Source organism: Pedobacter cryoconitis, from assembly GCF_003259615.1.
In the GTDB taxonomy this organism is placed as follows: domain Bacteria; phylum Bacteroidota; class Bacteroidia; order Sphingobacteriales; family Sphingobacteriaceae; genus Pedobacter; species Pedobacter cryoconitis.
The window spans coordinates 55,771-79,145 of the sequence record NZ_QLLR01000008.1; the positions used below are offsets into that span (position 1 = coordinate 55,771).

At 38.9% G+C, this 23,375-nt stretch carries 23 protein-coding genes; 11 read left to right on the forward strand and 12 right to left on the reverse strand.

Features of this window, described 5'->3' with window-relative positions; genetic code table 11:
- Nucleotides 1-13 precede the first annotated feature (13 nt).
- Nucleotides 14-1,780: a sensor histidine kinase gene (locus tag LY11_RS10545; protein WP_111633673.1), complete on the reverse strand. Its 1,767-nt coding sequence runs from the start codon at nt 1,778-1,780 to the stop codon at nt 14-16.
- A 173-nt stretch (nt 1,781-1,953) separates the two neighbouring features.
- Between LY11_RS10545 and LY11_RS10550 the strand changes: the two genes are divergently transcribed.
- Both LY11_RS10550 and LY11_RS10555 read left to right on the forward strand, forming a co-directional pair.
- A complete protein-coding gene (locus LY11_RS10550; protein ID WP_111633674.1) occupies nt 1,954-2,553 on the forward strand; it encodes a porin family protein in 600 nt (199 codons plus the stop codon).
- Between the two features lie 140 nt (nt 2,554-2,693).
- A complete protein-coding gene (locus tag LY11_RS10555; protein ID WP_111633675.1) occupies nt 2,694-2,972 on the forward strand; it encodes a hypothetical protein in 279 nt (92 codons plus the stop codon).
- Here LY11_RS10555 and LY11_RS10560 read toward each other — a convergent pair.
- From LY11_RS10560 to LY11_RS10570, 3 genes are all read right to left on the reverse strand, one after another.
- The gene (locus tag LY11_RS10560) at nt 2,969-3,889 is read right to left on the reverse strand and encodes a YihY/virulence factor BrkB family protein (RefSeq protein ID WP_111633676.1); all 921 of its coding nucleotides are present in this window, start codon (nt 3,887-3,889) and stop codon (nt 2,969-2,971) included. The genes LY11_RS10555 and LY11_RS10560 overlap by 4 nt on opposite strands.
- Nucleotides 3,890-4,350: 461 nt before the next feature.
- The gene (hppD, locus tag LY11_RS10565) at nt 4,351-5,478 is read right to left on the reverse strand and encodes a 4-hydroxyphenylpyruvate dioxygenase (protein ID WP_111633677.1); all 1,128 of its coding nucleotides are present in this window, start codon (nt 5,476-5,478) and stop codon (nt 4,351-4,353) included.
- A 58-nt stretch (nt 5,479-5,536) separates the two neighbouring features.
- The gene (locus LY11_RS10570) at nt 5,537-6,703 is read right to left on the reverse strand and encodes a homogentisate 1,2-dioxygenase (protein ID WP_111633678.1); all 1,167 of its coding nucleotides are present in this window, start codon (nt 6,701-6,703) and stop codon (nt 5,537-5,539) included.
- 342 nt (nt 6,704-7,045) lie between these two features.
- On the opposite strand from LY11_RS10570, the gene LY11_RS10575 reads away from it, so the two are divergent.
- On the forward strand, nt 7,046-8,041 hold the full coding sequence (locus LY11_RS10575; protein WP_111633679.1) for a fumarylacetoacetate hydrolase family protein: 996 nt from the start codon (nt 7,046-7,048) through the stop codon (nt 8,039-8,041).
- Nucleotides 8,041-8,934, forward strand: coding sequence for a flavin reductase family protein (locus LY11_RS10580; RefSeq protein WP_111633680.1), 894 nt, complete (start codon nt 8,041-8,043; stop codon nt 8,932-8,934). The genes LY11_RS10575 and LY11_RS10580 overlap by 1 nt, the downstream gene beginning before the upstream one ends.
- A gap of 8 nt (nt 8,935-8,942) precedes the next feature.
- Here LY11_RS10580 and LY11_RS10585 read toward each other — a convergent pair whose 3' ends face one another.
- From LY11_RS10585 to LY11_RS10610, 6 genes are all read right to left on the reverse strand, one after another.
- Nucleotides 8,943-9,446 (reverse strand): C40 family peptidase, encoded by a 504-nt coding sequence (locus tag LY11_RS10585; protein ID WP_111633681.1) that lies wholly within the window; start codon nt 9,444-9,446, stop codon nt 8,943-8,945.
- A 94-nt stretch (nt 9,447-9,540) separates the two neighbouring features.
- Nucleotides 9,541-10,242 carry an SDR family oxidoreductase gene (locus tag LY11_RS10590; RefSeq protein ID WP_111633682.1) on the reverse strand — a complete coding sequence of 234 codons (702 nt, stop codon included), beginning with the start codon at nt 10,240-10,242 and terminating at the stop codon, nt 9,541-9,543.
- Nucleotides 10,243-10,244: 2 nt separating this feature from the next.
- Nucleotides 10,245-12,029, reverse strand: coding sequence for an aromatic amino acid hydroxylase (locus tag LY11_RS10595; protein ID WP_111633683.1), 1,785 nt, complete (start codon nt 12,027-12,029; stop codon nt 10,245-10,247).
- Between the two features lie 85 nt (nt 12,030-12,114).
- Nucleotides 12,115-12,594, reverse strand: a complete 480-nt coding sequence (locus tag LY11_RS10600; RefSeq protein WP_111633684.1) for a GtrA family protein — start codon at nt 12,592-12,594, stop codon at nt 12,115-12,117.
- 70 nt (nt 12,595-12,664) lie between these two features.
- Entirely contained in the window at nt 12,665-13,354 is a 690-nt protein-coding gene (locus LY11_RS10605; RefSeq protein WP_111633685.1) for a CAP domain-containing protein, read from the reverse strand.
- A 129-nt stretch (nt 13,355-13,483) separates the two neighbouring features.
- Entirely contained in the window at nt 13,484-14,971 is a 1,488-nt protein-coding gene (locus tag LY11_RS10610) for a glycine--tRNA ligase (RefSeq protein WP_111633686.1), read from the reverse strand.
- Between the two features lie 108 nt (nt 14,972-15,079).
- Between LY11_RS10610 and LY11_RS10615 the strand changes: the two genes are divergently transcribed.
- The 3 genes from LY11_RS10615 (at nt 15,080) to LY11_RS10625 (ending at nt 17,232) form a co-directional block, all read left to right on the forward strand.
- Complete coding sequence (locus LY11_RS10615) at nt 15,080-15,787, forward strand: ATP-binding cassette domain-containing protein (RefSeq protein ID WP_111633687.1); 708 nt, start codon at nt 15,080-15,082, stop codon at nt 15,785-15,787.
- Between the two features lie 90 nt (nt 15,788-15,877).
- Nucleotides 15,878-16,432, forward strand: a complete 555-nt coding sequence (locus tag LY11_RS10620; RefSeq protein ID WP_111633688.1) for an outer membrane beta-barrel protein — start codon at nt 15,878-15,880, stop codon at nt 16,430-16,432.
- Between the two features lie 245 nt (nt 16,433-16,677).
- Entirely contained in the window at nt 16,678-17,232 is a 555-nt protein-coding gene (locus LY11_RS10625; RefSeq protein ID WP_111633689.1) for a hypothetical protein, read from the forward strand.
- 126 nt (nt 17,233-17,358) lie between these two features.
- On the opposite strand, the gene LY11_RS10630 is transcribed toward LY11_RS10625, so the two are convergent.
- A complete protein-coding gene (locus LY11_RS10630; protein ID WP_111633690.1) occupies nt 17,359-17,964 on the reverse strand; it encodes a YdeI/OmpD-associated family protein in 606 nt (201 codons plus the stop codon).
- 112 nt (nt 17,965-18,076) lie between these two features.
- Between LY11_RS10630 and gldF the strand changes: the two genes are divergently transcribed.
- From gldF to LY11_RS10650, 4 genes are all read left to right on the forward strand, one after another.
- On the forward strand, nt 18,077-18,805 hold the full coding sequence (gene gldF / locus LY11_RS10635; protein WP_111633691.1) for a gliding motility-associated ABC transporter permease subunit GldF: 729 nt from the start codon (nt 18,077-18,079) through the stop codon (nt 18,803-18,805).
- Nucleotides 18,799-20,472 (forward strand): gliding motility-associated ABC transporter substrate-binding protein GldG, encoded by a 1,674-nt coding sequence (gene gldG / locus LY11_RS10640; protein ID WP_111633692.1) that lies wholly within the window; start codon nt 18,799-18,801, stop codon nt 20,470-20,472. Before gldF ends, gldG begins: the two co-directional genes overlap by 7 nt.
- A gap of 34 nt (nt 20,473-20,506) precedes the next feature.
- Nucleotides 20,507-21,631, forward strand: a complete 1,125-nt coding sequence (dnaN, locus tag LY11_RS10645) for a DNA polymerase III subunit beta (RefSeq protein ID WP_068395112.1) — start codon at nt 20,507-20,509, stop codon at nt 21,629-21,631.
- Nucleotides 21,632-21,707: 76 nt separating this feature from the next.
- Nucleotides 21,708-22,367, forward strand: coding sequence for a VTT domain-containing protein (locus LY11_RS10650; protein WP_111633693.1), 660 nt, complete (start codon nt 21,708-21,710; stop codon nt 22,365-22,367).
- On the opposite strand, the gene LY11_RS10655 is transcribed toward LY11_RS10650, so the two are convergent.
- Nucleotides 22,364-23,320 (reverse strand): zinc dependent phospholipase C family protein, encoded by a 957-nt coding sequence (locus LY11_RS10655; protein WP_211321524.1) that lies wholly within the window; start codon nt 23,318-23,320, stop codon nt 22,364-22,366. The two genes, LY11_RS10650 and LY11_RS10655, sit on opposite strands and share 4 nt — an antisense overlap.
- Between the last annotated feature and the right edge of the window lie 55 nt (nt 23,321-23,375).

The window sequence follows — 23,375 nt, forward strand, 5'->3', positions numbered from 1 at the left end:
ACAGCCCCTTTTTTTATGCCTGATGTCTGGGGATTTGTAAATTGAACAAAGTTCCTGTACCTAATTCACTCTCAATGGTAATGCTTCCTTCATTCCGCTCCATAAAATCCCAGCATACCATTAAGCCAATTCCGGTACCTTTCTCATTTTGAGTACCTCTGCTGGAGAAATTCTCCCCATTAAATATTTTCTGAATGTTCTCGAGTGCAATACCAACACCATTGTCCTGAATCTGCAGACCTATATAATCTGCATTGCTATAAGAGGCCGCAATGTTGATCCGGCAGTTTTCGTGGCAGAATTTGATGGCATTAATAATAAGGTTACGAATCACAATCTGCATCATCAGCAAATCGGCATAAGCAATCAGATCATCTGTTAATTGCTGAACGATCTCTATCTTTTTTACAGAAGCTGCCTTAAGATGGTAACTGACTTCTGAACTAATCAGGTTTTTCAGATCAAAAAGTTCTTTATTAATTCCATAGCCTTTGAGCTGACTTCTGGACCAATGCAGGATATTCTCTAATAAATCAGTTGTATAAGAAATGTCTTTAGTTAAAGTAGGAGAGAGCTCCTTAAATTCATCCGCACTGATTGTATCGTCAGAGGTCATTTTTAAGACTTCAGCAAGATTTAGCAGTGGCCCCCTGAGATCATGTGCCATGATGGAAAATATCCGGTCCTTTAGCTGATTTAGTTTTTGGAGTTCTTCTGCCTGACGCTGAGATTTTAAAGCTTCCTGCCTGGCATTCGTTAAATCCTGAAGCTTAATAATCGTTGCGTTTCTATTCAGCTTATTTTCATTTAAAAAACAAATATCTGCTTCCAGATCAAATACTCCGTTTGCAGTATGCACTAGTAATTCTACTTTTCCGGATTCCTGTTGATTCAGCAGATCAAGCAATTCTGGTTGGTATTGCAGCAATTCATTAATGTCTTTACCAATAATTTTATCTGCATGATAAACGCTGATATATTTTTTAAATGCTGAATTATAATCTATAACGCGGTTCCGGTGATCCAGCACCATAAATCCATCACCCATGAGCTCCAGTACTTTTTCCCTGGCAACAGGCAGCACATTTAGCAGTTTAAATCTATAGATCGCAATAAAGATCAAAAAAGTTGAAACCTGAAAGGCGAAAGGGGTAATGTCCAGGTTAGGAATGGGGCGTAAACCAACTAAATAAGAAATATTCGCTATCCATGGCAGCATTGCTGCGGTTAGAATCACCCGGTTTTGCTTTTTATAAACCCGGTCAGAACGCCTGAATTTTTTTACCAGGAAATAGTTTCCGACGATCAGCAGCGAATAAAAGTAGCAGATGAAAAAATAGAAAGCAATTCCAGGGACGATTTTAAGCATCGGGAAGTTCCCGCTATAATCAATACTGACCTTTTTATAGTGCAGGTGATGCAGGTTATTGGTCCATACTAACAAGAGGTACAGCACAGGAACAGCGGTAATGAGCAATTGATTTCCTGGTTTCTTTAACCATTTTTCTTTTCCGGCCAGGTCCAGGCAAAATAAAAACCAATAAAAGGGAACTGCCACAATACCCAGATATTCGACATCAATAAGCATCTTCATATGCTCCAACGTTCTGCTGGCCAGTTCAAAGCCATAGGCAAGCGACCAGATCGAATTAGACAGCATCAGATACCCTACCCAGCGTACAGTGCCTTTTTCATTGCTTAATATATATCCGGAAAGAAGGACAGTGATGATGCCGGAAATAATCAGGCTTAATGCATAGAGGTTAAAATCTAAATCCATTAGAAAACTGATTGCAGCATGTGGTTCGGGAGCATAAACAAATCTAAGAAATAAGGCGCGATTAATTTAAATTGACGTAATTTAGTTTGCAAAAAAAATATTCCTAATTTTACTCCGTAGGAAAGCCCTATTGTGCTTGATTACCTTTAAAAATAACAAACAAATAAAAACTTATGAAAAAAATTGTTCTATTCTCATTGTTTATCTGCTTTAGCGCAGTAGCTTTTGGCCAGATATTGCCATCTTTTCAATTTGGTGTTAAAGGAGGAGCCAATCTTTCTAAATTAAGTAGCCAGAATACATTTAGCAGTGATAACTCAGCGGGTTATTATGCAGGTGTGTGGGCCAGAATCGGGGCAGCAGGAATACATTTTCAACCAGAGCTTTATTTGTCAGGTAAAAATACGACCATGACTAGTAGTAAGCCGGAATTTGCTGGTCAGGAAAGCAAAGTTAAATTTACAAGTCTTGATGTGCCTTTATTGATCGGTACTAAAATCGGTGCTGCTGGTATTGGGGTGCGTTTAAATACAGGCCCTGTAGTTTCATTTATTTTAGATGATAAACAGTCTTTTGGTGATGCTACAAAAGATATTTTCAGAGGTGACTTCAAGAAACAAGCTGTTGCATGGCAGTTTGGTGCTGGTTTAGATATTGGTAAAATAGGTGTAGACCTTAGATATGAAGCTGGTATCAGCAAATTAGGAAAACAAGATTATGAAGGACAGAGATTAAACTTATTTACTTTAGGATTGGCACTTAAACTTTTTTAGGAACTGATTTTCCAAGGTAAAACGATTCGCATCGCTTTAATTGAGGTTGTGCAAAAAAGGAGTAAACGAATCATGTTTATTCCTTTTTTTTGGCGTTAAATTTGCTGGAATAATCTTCCCTAACCTTAAATTCTTACGCTATGAGTATCAAAGAGTTATTATTGAATGGAACGAGCTTTTTATTGCTAATGAAAGAGTATGCCATCGACATCGCCGATATTAAAATAAAGGACGAAGAGGTGATTGCTGTACAGTTTTTGCAACACCCCGAAGTTTCTAAAGAGAGCATTTGTATCGAAGGCAGAAATAAAGATGGAATAATAAATTTTTTTGGTACCCTTCATTATAATCTTCTGAGTAAACTTGCTGTATTTGAAATGCAGGGATTTGAGCGGACTGCTTTGCAGGAACTGACTTAGGATGGCTTTAAAACCTCTTTTATTTCATAATTAAATGCTCCTTTAATGGGGCGTATAGGGGTTTCTTTGGCATCACTCAGCACTTTCACAAAACAAGCTCCGAAATAGAATATAAAAGAAGAATAGAATACGAAAAGCATAATCAGCACAATGGAACCGGATGCACCATAAATATTACCTATGTTACTCATTGGTAGTGCAATACGTAGAATGTATTTCCCAAGTGTGAATAGAATGCCGGTCAGAATTCCCCCTCTGATCGAAGATTTCCACGTGGGCCTACCACTAGTCAGAAAACGGAATAAAACACTGAACCAGGTCGTTACAATGGCAATAAATAATAACTGATTTAAAATCAGGAGAAATACTCTTCCCAAGGTAGGAGAGGCTGTAGTGATATAAACACCAATAAAAGCCTGGACACTGTCTGTAAGCAGGCCTATAGAGAATAATAAACCTGCCAGCAGGATAATAACCATTGACCTTGCCCTGATTTTGAGTTTAAACAAAAAGCTCGTATGATCTTTCATCCCGATAGACCAGATCTGATCCATGGAGTTTTTGATGACTGCGAAAAGGGTAGTTGCTACAAAAAGGAAGAAAACAAAACTCAGCAGCGTAGCATACCATTTATGGTCCATTCCCCTGATGTTCCTTAAGGTTTGCCTGATTTGCTGGGTACTGCTGTCATCCAGTATTGTTCCAAGCCGTTCAAAAATCCGGTTGACCATAGTCTTACGGTCAATAAAAAAACCAAATAGTCTGATCAGGATCAATAAAATGGGAGGTAAAGCGAAATTGGCGAAAAAGGCAGTTGCGCCGGCCAGCCTTAGCGGGTCATTCTTTTGAAAAAGTTTAAATGCTTTCCGGAAATGCACTGTAAAAATATGAATTCTCTGGATAGTAATATTAAACATGCCTCTCTTGTTGCCGGTGAAGCCCGAAAGTACTTAAATTTTCCGAATGGAAGGGTAGAAAAAAACAACTTTACCAGGGAAATCCCGCGGGAGACCTAAAAGGCCATCCCACGAGTTATACCTGGTTTTTGTAAACAATTTAGCTAAACACACCACATAATTAACTAAACAACACACCATATAGCGGTAAGACCATACAGGTAATAAGCTTACAGGTTATACATAACCCGATAAAGCTCAATAAGTTTGAAAATTAAACCGGTAAATTTAATTACGGCTTAAAGTATTAATTGATTAAACGTACAAAACAGAGAATACCCCTATGTGTACGTCCAATCTTTTATAAAAAAACAAGTGTTAGTTACCTGGCTTAACGTTCGCTACCCCCTCAGACAGCGTAACGCGGCCAATTAATAACACCTGCTTTTTATACTATTTTGAAGGTTAAACCTTCCGGGAAATTAAAGATTACCTCTTAATTCCTGCTCACGTTCTAAAGATTCAAACAAAGCTTTAAAGTTTCCCGCACCAAAGGATTGGGCACCTTTTCTCTGGATAATTTCGAAGAACAACGTCGGACGATCCTGCACTGGTTTAGTGAAAATCTGCAGTAAATAACCTTCTTCATCATGGTCAACTAAAATTCCCAGTTCCTGTAAAGGCGCAATATCCTCGTCGATTTTTCCTACACGTTCCAGTAAAGTATCATAATAAGCTTTTGGGGGAGGACTCAAAAACTCTACTCCACGTGCCTTCATCTCTCTTACAGTCTGAATAACATCATGTGTAGCTACTGCAATATGCTGTACGCCTTCCCCATTGTAAAACTCCAGGTACTCTTCAATTTGCGATTTCTTTTTACCTTCGGCAGGCTCATTGATCGGAAATTTCACATATCCATTTTTGTTGCTCATCACCTTACTCATTAAAGCAGAGTATTCCGTGTTGATTTGTTTATCATCAAATGAAAGGATGTTTCTGAAGCCCATGACATCTTCATACCACTTCACAGCTTCGTTCATTCTGTTCCAGCCTACATTTCCAACACAGTGGTCAATATATAAAAGGCCAGTGCTTCCTGGTTGATAACCGCCTTCTACAGCAACATAACCAGGCATAAATGAACCTTTATAGTTTTTGCGTTCTACAAACAAGTGGACAGTTTCACCATAAGTATAAATACCTGCGGTACGAACTTCACCAAACTCATCTGTTAAAGTTTGAGGCTCCTGGTAAGAAACAGCGCCGCGTTTAATGGTTTCCTCATACGATTTGTAAGCGTCATCAACCCATAATGCAAGGATTTTTACCCCATCACCGTGTGTTTTAATATGTTCTGCAATTACGCCTTCAGAGCCCATTGGTGTAGTCAGTACCAATCTTATTTTTCCTTGTTGTAATACATAGGAAGCTCTGTCTCTCAGGCCGGTTTCCGGGCCTGCATATGCCACAGTTTCGAACCCAAAGGCTGTTTTATAAAAGTGTGCAGATTGTTTTGCATTACCTACATATAGCTCTAAATGGTCTGTACCATTAAGTGGCAGGAAATCACGCACTTCTGTGTCTTTTTCTACAACTAGTGTTTGCATGTTTTTGTCTTTTTATTTAATTAAAGAAATTGTTCAGGTATAATAAGTTAGTTTTTGATTATTCTACATTGATTTGCCAGCTCTTATGGTAGTTTGGGTCCTCAATCGCCAACGCATCCTCTGTGAGCATTAAAGGGCGAAAAGGATCGATCATCACCGCAAGTTCTTCTGTACTCTCTTTGCCGATTGATTTTTCCACTGTACCAGGGTGTGGTCCATGTGGAATACCTCCGGGGTGGAGCGTGATCTGACCTTTAACTACACTTTTTCTGCTCATAAAATCACCATCTACATAGTACAAGACCTCATCGCTGTCTACATTACTGTGGTTGTAAGGGGCAGGAATAGATAAAGGGTGGTAATCAAATTTGCGCGGAACAAAAGAGCAGATCACGAAATTGTGTCCTTCAAATGTCTGATGTACAGGTGGTGGCTGATGGAGACGGCCGGTAATCGGCTCGAAATCATGAATAGAGAAAGCCCAGGGGTAATGGAAGCCATCCCAGCCTACAAAATCAAAAGGGTGTGTACCATAAGTATAAGGGTACATTAATCCTTGTTTTTTGATCAATACTTTAAAGTCGCCAAATTCATCAATCGTTTCCAGATCTGCAGGTCTTCTGATGTCACGCTCACAATAAGGAGAATGTTCCATCAGCTGGCCATATTCATTTCTGTAACGTTTTGGAGATCTGATCGGACTGAAACTTTCCACGATGAATAAACGGTTCTTTTCATCATCAAATTCCATCTGGTAGATAGTACCGCGCGGTATAACCAGGTAGTCACCATAAGCAAAACGAATCTTTCCAAAGCCTGTTTTTAACGTTCCTGTTCCCTGGTGGATGAAAATTACCTCATCTGCCTGACTGTTTTTATAGAAATAATCAGTCATGGATTTCCTTGGTGCGGCGAGAGAAATATGCAAATCGCTGTTAACCAGTACTGGTTTCCTGCTTTTCAGATAGTCGTCTTCGGGAGCCACATTAAAACCGATCAGAGAAGTATGTTTCAGATGTTTCTCCCTGGCAATTTTAGGTTCTACAGAATAAGGTTCTCCGAGCGATTTAACAATCGTTGGTGGATGACAGTGATAGACAAGCGAATACAGGCTCGAAAATCCTTCAGTGGATACCAGTTCCTCTGCATAAAGCTCACCGTTCGGCTTTCTAAAAACCGTGTGTCTTTTAGGTGGAATGGTTCCTAAGGTATGATAAATAGGCATATCTATAGGTTATAAAATGGTTGAAATGTAGGATGAATAAAAAACGTGAGAACGTTTAGTATACGATAGCTTGAGAAAGAAGCTTAAATGGAGTATTGTGCAAAAATGATCTTAGAGAGCATAGCATACCTGAACCCGGCCAGTACTTGGCTGGCAATACGATCCAGATATTTTAATTTGCGCTTTGTCATTGTTGCGAAGGCTAAATTAAGAATTATATTGTTAGCTATCAAATTTATACCATACAATCTATTGTCATTTATTTCAAAGGCTTTTGTTCATTGTGGGCTAAATTCTCTAGCTTTGAAGCACTGTACATTGTGCTACCAAAAATAAAACTATATGAAATTAGTATCCTACAAAACAGAAGACAGAGAACATCTTGGTGTTTTCATCAGCGGGCATATTTATAATTTGAATTCTTGCGATAAGCAGATCCCAAATGATATGAACGGGTTTTTAAAAGATTCCGAAGTACTGATGGAACGGGCATTGGCAATTGATGCTAAAATCAAATCGGGTGAAATCGAACCTAAAGAAGAAGCTTTTTATGAAGTTGTAGCGCCAGTTCCGCATCCAAGCTCTTGCAGAGACGGTTATGCTTTCCGTCAGCACGTTGCTGCCGCACGCAGAAACCGCAAAGTAGACATGATTGCTGAATTTGATCAATATCCTATATTCTATTTTACCAACCACAATGCGATACAAGGCCCCGGAGAGATTGAATGTATGCCTGATCACTTCCAAAAGCTTGATTTTGAACTGGAAGTGGCGGTGGTTATCGGTAAAAAAGGAAGAAACATCAAAGCTGCTGAAGCTGATGCGTATATCGCAGGGTATATGATTATGAATGATATGAGTGCCAGAACGCTGCAAATGGAAGAAATGTTATTAAACTTAGGCCCTGCAAAAGGAAAAGACTTTTCTACAGTAATCGGCCCATGGTTAGTCACTCCTGATGAGCTGGAAGAATATAAAACTGCTCCTAAAGCAGGACATGTTGGAAACAGCTATAACCTGGAAATGACCTGTACGGTGAACGGAATCCAGGTTTCAGCAGGGAATACAGCTGATATGGACTGGACATTTGCTGAAATTATTGAGCGTTGTGCTTATGGAGTGGATATTTTACCAGGCGATGTTATCGGTTCAGGTACAGTAGGTACAGGCTGCTTTTTGGAATTGAATGGTACAGGTTTGTTAAATGATCCGAACTTTAAGCCACAATGGTTACAGGACGGTGATGTGGTAGAAATGGAAATTACCGGTCTTGGCCGTTTAAGCAATACAATCCGCAAAGTGGATACTGATTTTTCTATTCTAGCTCTTAAAAAATAATGCTGACAGTAAAAACTTCAGAGTTGAGTCCGGCGCAACTGCAAAATTACTTGCAATATGCAGTTGCGCCAAGACCGATATGTTTCGCTACTACGATTGACAAAGAAGGAAATATCAATTTAAGTCCTTTCAGTTTCTTCAATATGTTTAGTACAAATCCACCGCTGTGTGTGTTTTCACCAGCGCGAAGGGTAAGGGATAATACGACCAAACACACGCTGGAAAACATTCTGGAAGTTAAGGAATGTGTGATTAATATCGTGAATTACCCAATGGTACAGCAAATGAGCCTGGCGAGTACGGAATATGCAAAAGGTATCAATGAGTTTGAAAAAGCTGGTTTTACCATGCATCCTTCGCAATTGGTTAAGCCACCACGTGTTGCTGAGGCTCCAGTTCAAATGGAGTGTATTGTAACAGAAGTGATTCACCTTGGGGATAATCCTGGTGCTGGAAACCTGATCCTTGCTGAAATAAAACTGATCCACATCAAGGAAGAGATTTTAGATGAGGATGGAAAAATTGACCAGGAGAAAATAGATTTAGTAGCACGTTTAGGTGGTGACTGGTATTGCCGGGTAACGGCAGATAATCTGTTTAAAGTTGCAAAACCATTAACCACATTGGGTATTGGTATTGATGCTTTGCCTCATGGGGTAAGAAATTCTTATGTATTGAGCGGGAATGATCTGGGGATGCTGGGTAACATCGAAAAAGTTCCTTCAGAAGAAGAAATCGACCTGATCAGAAGTCATCCTGCTGTTAAAGAGGTATTGGATGCTACGATTGGTGATGGTGTAAACCGTCAGCGTGAATTACATGAACTGGCTAAAGAAATGTTAAGCAGGGGTGAAGTGCCTAACGCTTTGAAGGTAGTTTTGCTGGAAAGCTAAGTATATTATTAAAGAATACTAACCGCTCTCATCAGGCGGCTTTTGTAATAGGGATTAAGTGTGGTAACGGTTACACCGTGTGCTTTGCCAGAGGTAGAATGGATGAACTTAATAGTATCTCCTTCAATGTCTGCAATAATGCCAACGTGGCCTACCACACGTTTTCTTGGATTGGTTCCGGTAAAGATAAGTACATCACCAACCTTTGCATTTTCCAGTTTAACCGGAGTTCCTGCCTGGTTGAATTCTGTAGAAGAACGCGGAACATTGACACCGAAGTTATGAAATACATAACTCACAAAACCTGAGCAATCAAATCCGGTAGCCGGGTTACTTGAAGCATATCTGTAAGGAATTCCGATGAGTGTTTTTGCAAAACCTATCAATTGATCAGAGGTTTTATTCGCAACCATTTTTTTGAGTAATTCCTGGTATTTAACAGGAACGGTCTGCGACTTGCCGGAAGCGGCAAAAAGAACTACGAAGCAGAATAATAACAGGCTTTTCTTCATATATCGTCCGCTAAGTTATCAAAATATTTCACAAAGCAATAAAAAAAGCCATCTTGCTATATAGCAGGATGGCTTTTTTTATTGCTTTGTGAAGCTAAGGAGTAGTAACAGCAACAGGAATGATCTTCCCATTGAAAAACTTATGACCGGTTCTTGCAAAGTCAGCTACATATTTACCCATTTCAAATGCCATTACAGGAGACTGATAACCCGGGAAAGCCTGTTCCAGCATTTCCGTCTGGGCTGACCCTAAAGCCAGGCAGTTTATCTTAATCCCCGTGTCAGCTAATTCAAAAGCCAGGCACTCCGTTAACGTATGCAATGCACCTTTACTTGAGGAATAGGCTGCAAGTCCCGGGAATTTAACACTGCCCTGGAAGCCACCCATACTTCCTATATTTACAATATGACTTCCATTGTGCATCAATGGCAGCAAATTCTGGATCATGTTAAAATGACCCGTCACATTACTTTGAAACATCTGGTTTAAATCTTCTGCAGAAAGCTCTAAAAATGGTTTATTAATCAATGCACCTGCATTGTTGATCAGAATATCTACCGTGCCCAGCCTTTCTTTCAAAAAAGGGACTAAAGCCGCATAATCATCGTTTATAATATCAAATTCAACCGGGAGCAATGTGCAATCCGGATTAATACCTTTGGCAATTTCTAATAATTTTCTCAGTTTATCAGCAGATCTGGCAATGCAAACTACCTTGTTTTCAGTCTGTAACGTAAATTCTAAAGCAGCTTCAAAACCTATTCCACTGCTTGCTCCTGTTAATACAATATTCATGTTTAATCTTCTTCCGTAATTAATTGTGTAACAGGGTTCTCTATCACGTGTAAGCCATCCTGAATCAGTTTTTGATGTTGTGGTTCAGCTACGGCTTTCGCTTCCAGGTAAACCCTTATTTCCTGTTCAAAGTCATGCCCGGTTTGGTTATAATGTGCAATTTCCAGGATCTCCAAAGCACAAAGCCAATCCTGAGGATAAGCAGTTTTTAAGTTTTCAAACAGAGCTGGTAAAAGGTCTTCACCAATACCTTCTTCTCTGATCTGTCTTACTGCCCTGTAAATGTCGTGCAGTTGATTCGTAGCTTCATCATAAACAATCTTTTCAGTTTGTTTATCACTGATATAAGTGATCTCCTCGTAAGCATCTTTATCTGCTGCGCCGTTAAATACAGATACAATCGAGTTACCGACAGCCATATCGTAAGTACCCCATTCTGGCTGGAAAAGGATATTTCCATTTTGCTCTTTAACTGTACAATCTTCAAAAGCAATCAGAATTACCTGATCTTCATGTTTGTAAACTGCTTTGACCACTCCATTTACCTGGATACCACTTTCAAAAACCAGTTCAGTCGTATTTCCTTCGATAATTCCAAAAGCAAAAAGCGCATCACTGCCAAAGTTTTCCAGCGGTAAAGCAGTGTTTTTCAGCTTACCTACCGGTGATGAAAAACCGTCTTTATGGTAAACTTTACCATGGCCATCCAGTTGGGTATTAGCAATTGAAAGCGCAGAAGGCCCTGTAGTTTTAATAAAAATAGGTTCTCCTGAATCGTTCAGTCCCATGTCACTGAATACGCCGGTTACCTGCAAACCTGAACTGTAAACTGCCGTTGCCGGGTTTTTAGAGTCCATCGCTTTGCGTACACTTTCAGCACCACCTTTTCTAAAAGCCATCGTATTGGCAAATTGTTCCAGTACATCAATCAGGTTCTGAAAGGTTTCTGTAACGAAAAGCTGCGGCTGCGTTTTGGTAATATCATAGGAATAATTCAGCGTATCTATAGTATAAGGGAGCTTTTTAACGTTTGCTGTCATACAGCTCGAACTTTCCCCAATCGAAGAAAGCAGGCCTGCACCATATATTTTAGGGTCGGTTAAACTGCCGATTAAACCATATTCTACGGTCCACCAATGCAATCTGCTCAATAGCGCCATTTCTGAAGGTTCACCCATATTAGCTGAAATTTCCTGTAACTGCTCTTCCGCCCTGGTAATCTCAAATTCAGGAATATCTACTGCTTCTTTTAAAATCGATAAAGCACGGATAGCCTCATATAATTCAAAATCTTTTGCTGAAAACATCGCCTTAGCGCCAATAGAGCCTATATAACTCAGGTAACTATTGTAATCAGCATCCGCAATAATAGGAGCATGGCCAGCCGACTCATGGATAATATCCGGAGCTGGTGTATATTCAATATGGTTAATCTGACGGATGTCTGCTGCAATAACAAGCACATGGTAAGCCTGGTATTCCATAAATGCTGCAGGGGGAATAAATCCATCCACAGTAACAGCTCCCCAGCCTAATTTACCAAGGTTGTCATTCATCGTTTGCAAATCCGGGATATATTCTATACTTAATCCCGCGCGCTGTAAACCTTTGATATATGGATAATAAGCAACATCTTTTAAATAACTATAATTCTGACGCATTACGTAACGCCAAACCGCCTGATCAACAGGCGTATATTTAGCATAGTTCTGGTCTACGATAAATTGCCTAAGATGTTTCGGAAGCTGGGCTACCCGGGGGTTGTTAAAGTCATTAAAATCGCTCATTGCCTTTTATATTTGTGTTTGTCTAAAGATAAGGTGGACCATACGATTTATCAAGAAAACCGTAAGCCTTTTACTTCTAAATGATTTATTTTTTTACCTTGAAAGAAAAGTGCTTTTGGCTAAAATAGCTGAATACAGCAAGAATGACTGTACATATAATTTTGGCGATGGTTGGATAAAGGTGAAAGGTTTCTACCAGTAATTTCAGCATCGCGAAATTGAGCAGGATATTCGTCGCTACAACAGTACCGTAACGGAATAGCTGAACCCGGCCTTTAAGCTCTGATTGTGTGAATACCAGGTATTTATTCAGAGAAAACCCGATGATAAAAGTAATTACAGACTCAATAATCAAAGCAGCAACGGGCGCTGTAATCATTCCCGGAGGAAAAGGAAGGTCTACGTGCTGTTGATGAAGTATAAAGTTATAGACTATATAATAAACAATAATCCCTGTTGCAGCAGTCGTCCCACCAGAAATAATATATCTGAAAGTGTGAGCAGACACCCAACGTGAAAAAGGAGGATAAAAAAAGTCTATAAATCTGAGTACGGCTTTACGCATGGGGTATTAGAAATCTAATAAAAGGGGCAATTTATGAATTGATATTCGTTATCAAAAATAACAGCTCATTTTAACGGCTTGCAGGCTGGGAAATAAAGTCAATCACTGCGCAATATTTATACCCGGGATGGGTGCTGATATTGACACCAACCAGGCTCAAATTATAACTTGTCCCTAAAATCGTTTTCCGGTGTCCAAGATCTGGAACATTTTTATCAAGTAATAACATACAGACATTGGCGAGGCCTTTAGAGAAGCCAAAAGCAAGGTTTTCTGAAACTGCGCGCCCTGGATAATATTTCCAGATCCGGTCTGATACAGACCTTCCGTCGCTGGAATTATGTCCGGCAAGGTTATGCTTTTTCATGTCTTTGGCGTGTTGCTGTGAAATCCATGTTAATGTTTCATCCGGACTGAATAAGGTTAAGCGTTTTATAGTTTTCAAATCCTTTTCCAGACCTCTGTAGTATTTGTCCTTACGATTGACTTTCAGGTCATCATAGTTTCTGTATTGCTGCATGTCCACGTTGTAAGCCTCCACGAAATCCTGAAAATAAGTGTTAAAAAACTTCGTTCCATCGGTACGTGCCAGGTTCATATAAAAGACAATTTTCTTTTCTTCGTCATTGAGGTAACTCGTATTTTTAGCGGTATTCGCATTTTCGAGTTCTTCGGGTGTCCAGTTTCTGGCAGATGATTGTGCTTTTATAGCATAAGTGCTGAAAAAAAACAGGAGGAATGCTATAAGGATGAATTTCATTTTAAGGTAAACGTCAGGAAGGTGGATTTAATTATATCTGGCTAGCAATAATGAAACCAGTTTAGAAGAATGGGCAAATAAAAAGGCCTGCTTTTTTGAGCAGGCCTTTTTATTTATACTGTAATACTATTAAGGTTGTCTCAACAGGTTTTTCCAGCTTACTTTATTTGAAATCAATTCTTCCAGATGTTTGATGTCAATTCTCTGCTGCTCCATGCTGTCACGGTGACGAATAGTTACTGTATCGTCTTCCAGTGTCTGGTGGTCAATAGTGATACAGAAAGGTGTACCGATCGCATCTTGTCTGCGGTAACGTTTTCCGATTGAATCTTTCTCTTCGTAAACGACATTATAATCCAGTTTCAGGTTATCCATGATCGTTTTTGCTTTCTCTGGTAAACCATCTTTTTTAGTTAATGGCAAGATAGCTGCTTTGATTGGAGCAAGGCAAGGGTGTAAATGAAGCACGATACGGCTATCAGTTTTTTCACCTTCGCTCAGATCCTGTTCTTCAAAAGCACCGATCATAGTCAATAAGAACATACGGTCTAAACCGATTGAAGTTTCAATCACGTATGGAATATAGTTACCATATGGTTTGCCTTCTTCATTCAGATCATTATCAAAATATTGCATTTTCTTACCAGAAAACTCCTGGTGCTGCGTTAAATCGAAATCTGTACGGCTGTGGATACCTTCAACTTCTTTAAATCCGAATGGGAATTCAAATTCAATATCAGTCGCTGCATTTGCATAGTGGGCAAGTTTAGCATGGTCATGGTATTTATATTTTGCAGGGTCAGTACCTAAAGCAGTATGCCATTTCAAACGTGCTTCTTTCCAGTATTCAAACCATTTCATTTCTTCACCCGGACGCACAAAGAATTGCATTTCCATTTGTTCAAATTCACGCATACGCATGATAAACTGACGTGCAATCACCTCATTTCTGAAGGCCTTACCAATTTGAGCAATACCAAAAGGGATCTTCATTCTTCCTGATTTCTGAACATTCAGGAAGTTTACAAAAATACCTTGTGCAGTTTCAGGACGTAAATAAACTTCTTCAGCACCTTCGGCCATTGCACCAAACTGCGTACTGAACATCAGGTTAAACTGACGTACATCAGTCCAGTTTTTTGTTCCGCTTACAGGACAGGCAATTTCATGTTCTTCGATCAGCACTTTAAGCTGTGGCAGGTTTTCAGCTTTAAGGGCTTCATCCATGTCAGCTTGTAATTTTGCTGCTTTATCTGTTTTACCGTCTTTTTCATAACGGGTAATCTTATCTTCTAATAACTGGTCTGCACGGTAACGTTTATTCGAATCTTTGTTATCGATCATTGGATCACTAAATCCATCTACGTGACCACTGGCTTTCCATACTTTCGGGTGCATAAATATTGCAGAATCAATTCCTACAATGTTTTCATGCATTTGAACCATTGATTTCCACCAATATGTTTTGATGTTATTTTTTAGTTCAGCACCTAACTGACCATAATCATAAACAGCACTTAAGCCATCATAAATTTCGCTGCTTTGAAATACGAAACCATATTCCTTGGCATGGGAGATCACATTTTTAAATTGTTCGTCGTTATTCGTTTTGGCCATAATACTGCAAATATAGAATTTGAAGGGTAATTTTACCTTATATTAAATACGAATTATTACTTTTGAATTGATAGTTATCAGCTATCAATCACAATTAAAATTAGCCCATTGAGTATAAAGGTAGAAGGACTGTCCAAAATATACGGTCAGCAAAAAGCAGTAGACAGTATTAGTTTCCAGGCTTCGCCGGGTAAAATACTTGGTTTTTTAGGGCCAAATGGTGCTGGGAAGTCTACAACGATGCGAATGCTGACGGGTTATTTGAAGCCAACTGCCGGGAAATGCAGTTTAGGTGGCTTTGATTCACAGCTCCAGAGTCTGGAAATGCGTCGTATTCTTGGATATTTACCGGAAAATACACCTTTATATACGGATATGTATGTACGCGAGTTCCTGGCTTTTGTAGCAAATACTTATCAGCTGTCTCAAACGGAAGCTAAAGTAAGAGACGTTATTGAAAAGGTAGGACTGGGGGAAGAGCAGCATAAAAAGATTTCAATGCTGAGTAAGGGCTATAAACAACGTGTAGGGTTGGCGCAGGCCATTATTCATGATCCTCAACTGTTAATTCTGGATGAGCCTACAACAGGTTTAGATCCTAATCAATTGACTGATATTCGTGAACTGATCAAAAATCTGGGCAAAGATAAAACTGTAGTGCTTTCCACGCATATTATGCAGGAGGTAGAAGCGCTTTGCGAACAGGTAGTTATTATCAATAAAGGAAAAATTGTAGCAGATTCCTCCTTAATTGAGCTGAAAAACCAACATAAAACTGACTCTTTAGAGGAATTGTTCAGGCTGTTAACTGTTTGATATTTAGTGTTTTGGTAAACTTATTTAGGTTTGGCAGACTTTTTGTTTAATCCATATCAGGATTATATCCGCTAACTTAAATTAGAAATCATGAAAAGGTTATTTTTACTCACAGCTATAGCAGGAATTTTTGCAGTCTCAAACGTTTCAGCTCAAAGAAAAGACCCTGCAATGTCAGGTCAGAAATTAGGTATAGGGGTTGATTTTGCTTTGCCTACAGGTACGACAAACGATTATTATAAATTGGGCGTTGGTGGTTCATTGCAGTTTCAGACTCCAATTGCACACAATTTAAATTTTACTGGTAGTGCAGGATATTTGAGTTTTACAGGTAAAGAATATTTAGGTGGTATTCTTAAAACACCTACTTATGCTGCTATTCCATTAAAAGCAGGTTTAAGATACTTCGTTGCCGAAAACTTTTATGTAGGTGGTGAACTGGGTGCTGCTATCGGAACTAGTTCAGGTGCAAATACTGCATTTGTATACTCACCAGGAGCTGGTTTTGAGTTTCCTGTGGCTAATAAGTCTACTGTTGAAATAGGTGCACGTTACGAAGGATGGTCAAGTGGAAACAATGTTAACAGTTATGTTCCTGTTAAAGGATTTGTTGGTTTGAGACTTGCTTATAACTTCGGCCTTTAATTAAATAATACTGATTTGGGTTTATAAAACCTTGATATTCAAAACGCCTTAAATTAAATTTAAGGCGTTTTTTTTGTCTTCATTTTTTTATTTCAAAACATATTTACCTGTACAATAGTATCTTTAGTCTTTAAAAATAGATTATAATGAAATTTTAAATTATTATTAGTTAATATTTCTTGCGTTGTGTTTATTTTTTATTTAATCTTGCAGGCGTTTTAATATCTAAATGGTAAATAAAAATTATGAAAAGATTATTTCTGTTAACGGCTATTGCCGGAGTTTTTGCATTTTCGAATGTTTCTGCCCAAACTGTTAAAGGACCAACATTAGGCATTGGAGCTGATTTCGCTGTCCCAATGGGAAGCTTAAGCGATGCTTACAAATTTGGTGTTGGAGGTTCTTTGTTATTCCAAACTCCAATTGCCAAAAAACTGAATTTTACAGCTTCTGCTGGTTATGTTAACTTCATAGGTAAAAGTGGCGTAAATTATCTGGCGCTTAATAATAATGGGTTTTACGTTGATCAAACTGATGTTCCTAATGCAGGAGTAATTCCTGTAAAAGTAGGTGCAAGATATTTTATTTCTAACGGCTTTTATGCAGGTGGTGAAGTAGGTGCTGCTTTCTTTACTGGAGAAGGTGGAGGAACTGCTTTTGCCTATTCCCCAAGTATTGGTTTTGAATTACCAATGGCCAATAAAAATGCAATTGATTTAAGTGCGAAATATGAAGGATGGTCAAAAAATAGTTCAGTTGGCTTTTTTGGCCTCAGAGTAGCTTATAACTTTGGTCTTTAAGCATTAAGATTATCAGACTGATTTTTATCTGATTCTAATGATAAGAAAAGCGTCTTAAATTTTATTTTAAGACGCTTTTCTCACAATAGGGTATTGCTTTTAATAAGTTATACAGCTTGCTATTTACTACTCATATTTCCAGTTTCTGGATTTACCTTCCACAATCCATTCTATCGCACTATCCATCCTTTTATGCCTGGTGGCATCAGTTTTAGCTTCATTAAACCATTCCAGATACTCCTTCTTTTTCGCATAACTGAATTTCTCAAAGTTAACCCCTGCATCAGGAACACTAACCAGTCTTTCAATAAAGTCATCAGGAATCTGTAATTCTGTTTTTGGAGCAACAGCTTTTTTCGGCAGCTTAATTCCTTCTTTGTTCAAAATTACTGCATTTTGTATATAAGTAATCAATACATCGTCTCCAGGCAGGTCTTCTACCGATTCAAGTTTTCCCAGATGGCCCATTGCATGTTGTTTATCTTCTCCAACAAGGTGATGCAGATCCGGAAGCAAAGCCCCTTTCCAAAAACCAAAAGCACAATGATTTTTAAAAGCCGCCATATGGCAGACGGGTCCCTTATAATCGAAATGCGGACAACCCCATTTTATCTTTTCTGTAATTTCCGGACAAGCCTCATGAACGAGCATTCTGAGGTGGTTTAATATCGGCTGCGCAAAAACCGGTGCATGATCAATATATAGATCGGTGCGATTATCAAATTTTCCCATGGTCTGTATTCTTTAATAAAAACAATGATCAACTGAGACTAAATTAGGCAAAAATGTAATCTGTTTTCCATTCCCCCGATATTTACTAACTTCGGCATCATTATCATTTTTCATGTACGCAGTATTTAAACGCGAATTATTCAGTTTATTAAATTCATTAATGGCTTACATCACCATCGGTGTATTCCTGTTAGTTTCCGGCCTGCTATTGTGGTTTTTCCCGGATACTTCAATTCTTGAATATGGCTATGCTGAACTGAATGGCTTTTTTAGCCTCACCCCATTTCTATTTATGTTTTTAATTCCTGCAATCACGATGCGTTCCTTCGCAGAAGAGCGCAGAGAGGGAACTTATGTCCTGCTGGCCAGCAGACCGCTAACCGACTGGCAAATTATCCTTGCTAAATATTTTGCCTGCCTCACACTGGTTTTATTTGCACTGATTCCAACTTTACTCTATTATTATTCCATTATACAATTAGGGTTGCCGAAAGGTAATATCGACGGTGGCGCAGTTGCAGGTTCTTATATTGGCTTGTTATTGTTAGGCTCAGCTTTTGCAGCCATAGGTATTTTCTCTTCATCCGTGACCAAAAATCAGGTAATTGCCTTTGCGGTTGCTGTTTTACTATCATTTATCACTTATAGTGGTTTTGATGCACTCGCTAAGATTTTCGCTTCCACAGTACTGGAAGATATATTTAGCTGGTTGAGTATCAATGCACATTTTCAGTCGATGAGCAGAGGGGTGCTCGATACACGTGATGTTATCTATTTTGTCACTTTTATTCTGGCCTTTCTGGGTATAACCAGGATCGTGATCGGAGGTAGGAAATGGTAAATAAGAAAATTAAAATAATACTTTTCGCTGTTTTACTGATATTATTAAATACCACAGCAAACTACTTTTATAGACGTTTTGACTTTACGAAGGAAAAAAGATTCACCTTAAACCCGAAATCGAAAGCTGTTTTAAATAAAGTGCAGCAGCAAATTATCATCACTGTATTTTTGGACGGCGAACTGCCTGCCTCTTTTAAACGGTTACAACATGCTACTGCAGATTTACTGAATGATTATAAAGCGAATTCTTCCATAAAGATCAAAGTTGTATTTACTGATCCGATCGGCGGACTGCCTGCCGAGGAACAGGACACTGTTTTACATCAGCTTTACAATATTGGCATTGAGCCTACAAACCTGAATTTTAAAAGGGACGCTGGCTTTACACAGAAAATGGTTTTCCCGATGGCTATTGTACAGGCAGGGGAAAGACAAATCCCTGTTCGGTTACTTCAGAACCTTGATGCAGGAGGTAATTACGAAGATAATATCAATAACTCTATTCAAAACCTCGAATATGTATTCACCTCGGCGATTAAAAAGGTAAGTACAGGAGAGAACCCCCGGATAGGATTTACAGAAGGGAATGGTGAACCGTCAGATCTGTTCTTAAGTGATGCGATGAAAGCGTTGTCTGATAGTTATGAAGTAGGGCGGGTAGATTTGAATCAGATAAGTAAACAGGGGCTGGATAAGCTTAAAATACTTTTCGTGACTAAACCTCAGCGTGAACTTTCGGAAGCGGTAAAATATAAGATCAATTATTTTGTGATGAATGGCGGCAGTGTAGTCTGGAGTATAGACCAGGTGAGTGCCAGTCTGGATAGTTTGCAAGGTAAAGGTGAACAACTCGCTTTCAACAATAAGCTGAATCTGGATGATATGCTATTTATGTATGGAGCCAGAGTTAATTATAACCTGGTTGCTGACTTAAATTGTGCAGAGATCCCTATCGCAATGAATGGCGGATCGGGCCGTGATATACAAATGGCTCCGTGGATTTATTATCCGGTATTGATTCCTGACACGTCAAACAATATGGTTAGAAATATTGATGGGATAAAAACGGAGTTTTTAAGTACAGTAGATACCATCGGGGTAAAAGGAATTCGCAAAACAGCTATCCTTCGTACGTCCCCTTACCAGATTACTTACAATACGCCTAAACTTTTGTCCCTGGGGATTGTTGCTGAAGCACCGGATCAGAAATTATTTTCTAATGCCCCGCAAAATGCAGCGGTCCTGTTGGAAGGTGTATTTCCTTCGGTATTTTTAAACCGGGCGGTTCCTGCGGGGGTCACGGAAAATTATGGTGCTGCCGCGCAGAGTAAAAAGACTAAAATGATTGTGATTGGTGATGGCGATATTTTTCTGAACCAGGTAAGTAACCGGGATGGTTCTGTTTTTCCGCTCGGTTTTGACAGGTACACGCAGCGGAATTTTGGAAACAAGTCTTTTCTGCTAAATGTTGCAGATTATTTGTCCAGTGACGATAATTTGATTGAATTGAGGAATAAAGAGGTAAAGGTCAGGCTACTGGATAAACAACTGCTCAGACAATCAAAAACTAAATGGCAGTTTATTAACCTTATATTGCCATTATTACTGTTAATATCGTTCGCAATTTTTCAACATTATTACCGCAAGTATAAGTATGCAAGGTAATTTTTATATTTTTGAGAACTGACATAATCATATTATGAGATTTATTGTATCCACATCAACGCTATTAAAACATTTACAAACAGTTAATGGTGCTTCAAGCAGCAGTACTGTTTTGCCGATACTGGAAAATTTCCTTTTCGAGATTAAAGACGGAAGTTTAACGATTTCCGCTACAGATTTGCAGACCAGTATGACTACTTCTTTACCTGTTGAATCAAAAGAGGGCGGAAAAGTTGCTGTACCTTCAAGAATCTTATTAGATACTTTGAAAACACTTCCTGATCAGCCAATTTCTTTCAATATTGATGATGCTACATTTTCTATTGAAATTAGTGCAGGTGACGGAAAGTACAAACTGAGCGGAGAAAATGGAGATGATTTCCCTAAAATTCCAGTAGTGGAAAACGCTTCTTCTGTAAACTTGCCTGCTTCAGTTTTAACAGAAGCAATTACCAAAACTATTTTCGCAGTGAGTAATGACGAACTGCGTCCGGCAATGACAGGTGTTTTTTGCCAGTTATCTGACCAGTTTATCACTTTTGTAGCTACTGACGCACATAAATTGGTAAGATACAGACGGATGGACAGCAAAGCAGATAAAACAGCTTCCTTCATCCTGCCTAAAAAAGCACTGACTTTATTAAAAGCAGCTTTACCTTCAACAGATATTAATGTATCAGTTGATTATAATGCAACCAGCGCATTCTTCAAGTTTGAGAATATCAACCTGGTATGTCGTTTAATCGATGAGCGTTACCCTGATTATGAAGCAGTAATCCCTGCTAATAATCCTAACAAATTAATTATTGACAGGGCTTTATTCCTGAATACTTTACGCCGTGTGGTTATTTTCGCAAATAAAACAACACACCAGGTAAGGTTAAAAATCAACGGCAGCGAATTAAATATCTCTTCTGAAGATCTTGACTTTGCCAATGAGGCCCATGAGCGTTTAAGCTGTCAATATGAAGGTGAAGATCTTGAAATAGGCTTCAATGCACGTTTCCTGATCGAAATGTTAAGTAACCTTTCTGGTGAAGAAGTTACTTTGGAACTTTCTACACCTAACCGTGCTGGATTATTGATCCCTCAAACCAACGACGAAAACGAAGATGTCCTGATGCTGGTTATGCCGGTTATGCTGAACAACTATAATTAATTTTATATAAATAACTTATCTGAACGTCATTATACGCGAAATAAACACGCTATAATGACGTTTGCTATGATACACTATGGACATCATTAATCAGCTGATACAGTTTATTCTGCACACAGATGTAGAATTGGTTAAGCTGGTAAGCAATTACCAGACCTGGACCTATCTTATTTTATTCCTAATTATTTTTGCCGAAACCGGATTTGTAGTGACTCCATTTTTACCTGGTGATTCTATGCTGTTCGCAGTAGGGGCTTTGATTGCTAAAGGTAACACTGGTCTTGATATATGGATTATGTTTCTTATCCTGGCCATTGCAGCTATATTGGGTAACAGTTTAAACTACCGTCTGGGTAGCTTCTTTGGGGTAAAGGTCTTCAAGGAAGGTAATAAAATCTTAAAGCTGGAATATTATAATAAATCACATATGTTCTTTGAAAAACACGGTGGTAAAGCGATCATTTTCAGTCGTTTCCTGCCGATTTTCAGAACTATAGCTCCTTTTGTTGCTGGTGTAGCGAAAATGCCATTTGGCAGATTTACTTATTATAATATCATTGGAGGAATAGGATGGATTGCAAGTTTACTTTTCGCTGGATTTTTACTGGGACAGATTCCGATTGTCAGAGACAATTTTTCTATCGTAATTCTTTTCATCGCGGTAGTTACGTTTGCTCCTGTAATCTTTGCAGCAGTGAAATCAAGATTCAAAACTAAAGACGTTATCGAGAGCTAATCCTCTCTGCCAATAATTTTTCCGGAGCTGAATTTCATATTCAGCTCCTTTATTTCTTTCTCTGCCGCCACATCAGGCGGTACTTTAATCATCTTTTCAAGCTTTGGCTGTCCGGCATCTACCCATGCGGAATACCAAAAAGAGCCTGTAGCCAAAATGGATGCTCGCATTTGTCTGGCAACCATCTGGTTCATATTGGTATGGTAAGCCCCGGAATATTCAAAGGAATATTGTTTCATTACCTGCTTATTTCTTTTGGAATAGCTGTATTTCCGGTATACTGGAAAATTACGGTTTAAATGGGCCTCAATCCATAACACACTGTCAACAAGCTGATGGGTATGGGTAATGATTTTCCAGGTTTCTTTTAAAGGATCATCAATATAAAGGGCCCTGCCTACTAAAAAGCTGTATTTTTCAGAGAATAATTCTGGTAAACGACTTTCCCAAAAGGCGTGGATGCCATACTGATTGCTCAACTGGCCATTGTGGTTTTCTGTGGTATGCAGTGGAACATGTGCATCTGAGATATAATGGCCTATATAGGCAGAATGAAATAATATTTTTATAGAATCCCTGTCTTTAAAAGCTTTGACCAGCTGATAATAAGTGCGCTGGATCTGCCAGGGCAATGTCCCGTTTTTAGCCAATTTTTGCAATCCATATTTTTTGACCGCATCATTCCATTTCCGGGGGATACTATCAGTCTCTGCTTCATAAACTTCGATGTCAAGGTAATGCCGGGGTGCTTCGGCGGTGTCTGCATAACGCCTTTTATCTGCGTCTACGGCATGATCTGCAAGGTATTGTATATTGGATTTGTAAAACCTGTTCATCCCCGCAGGCAAGGTAAATACCGCGAGCCTGTTGATGCGCATATGCGCGAAAAACCCCCAGGAACTGGTTAGCAGGGTGAGCGCTAAAAAAAATACGAAAATGAAAGGTCTTTTCATTTTCGTAAATTTAAGGCTATTCTAAAGTATTATGGTTATAAATGTTTTTCAGCCG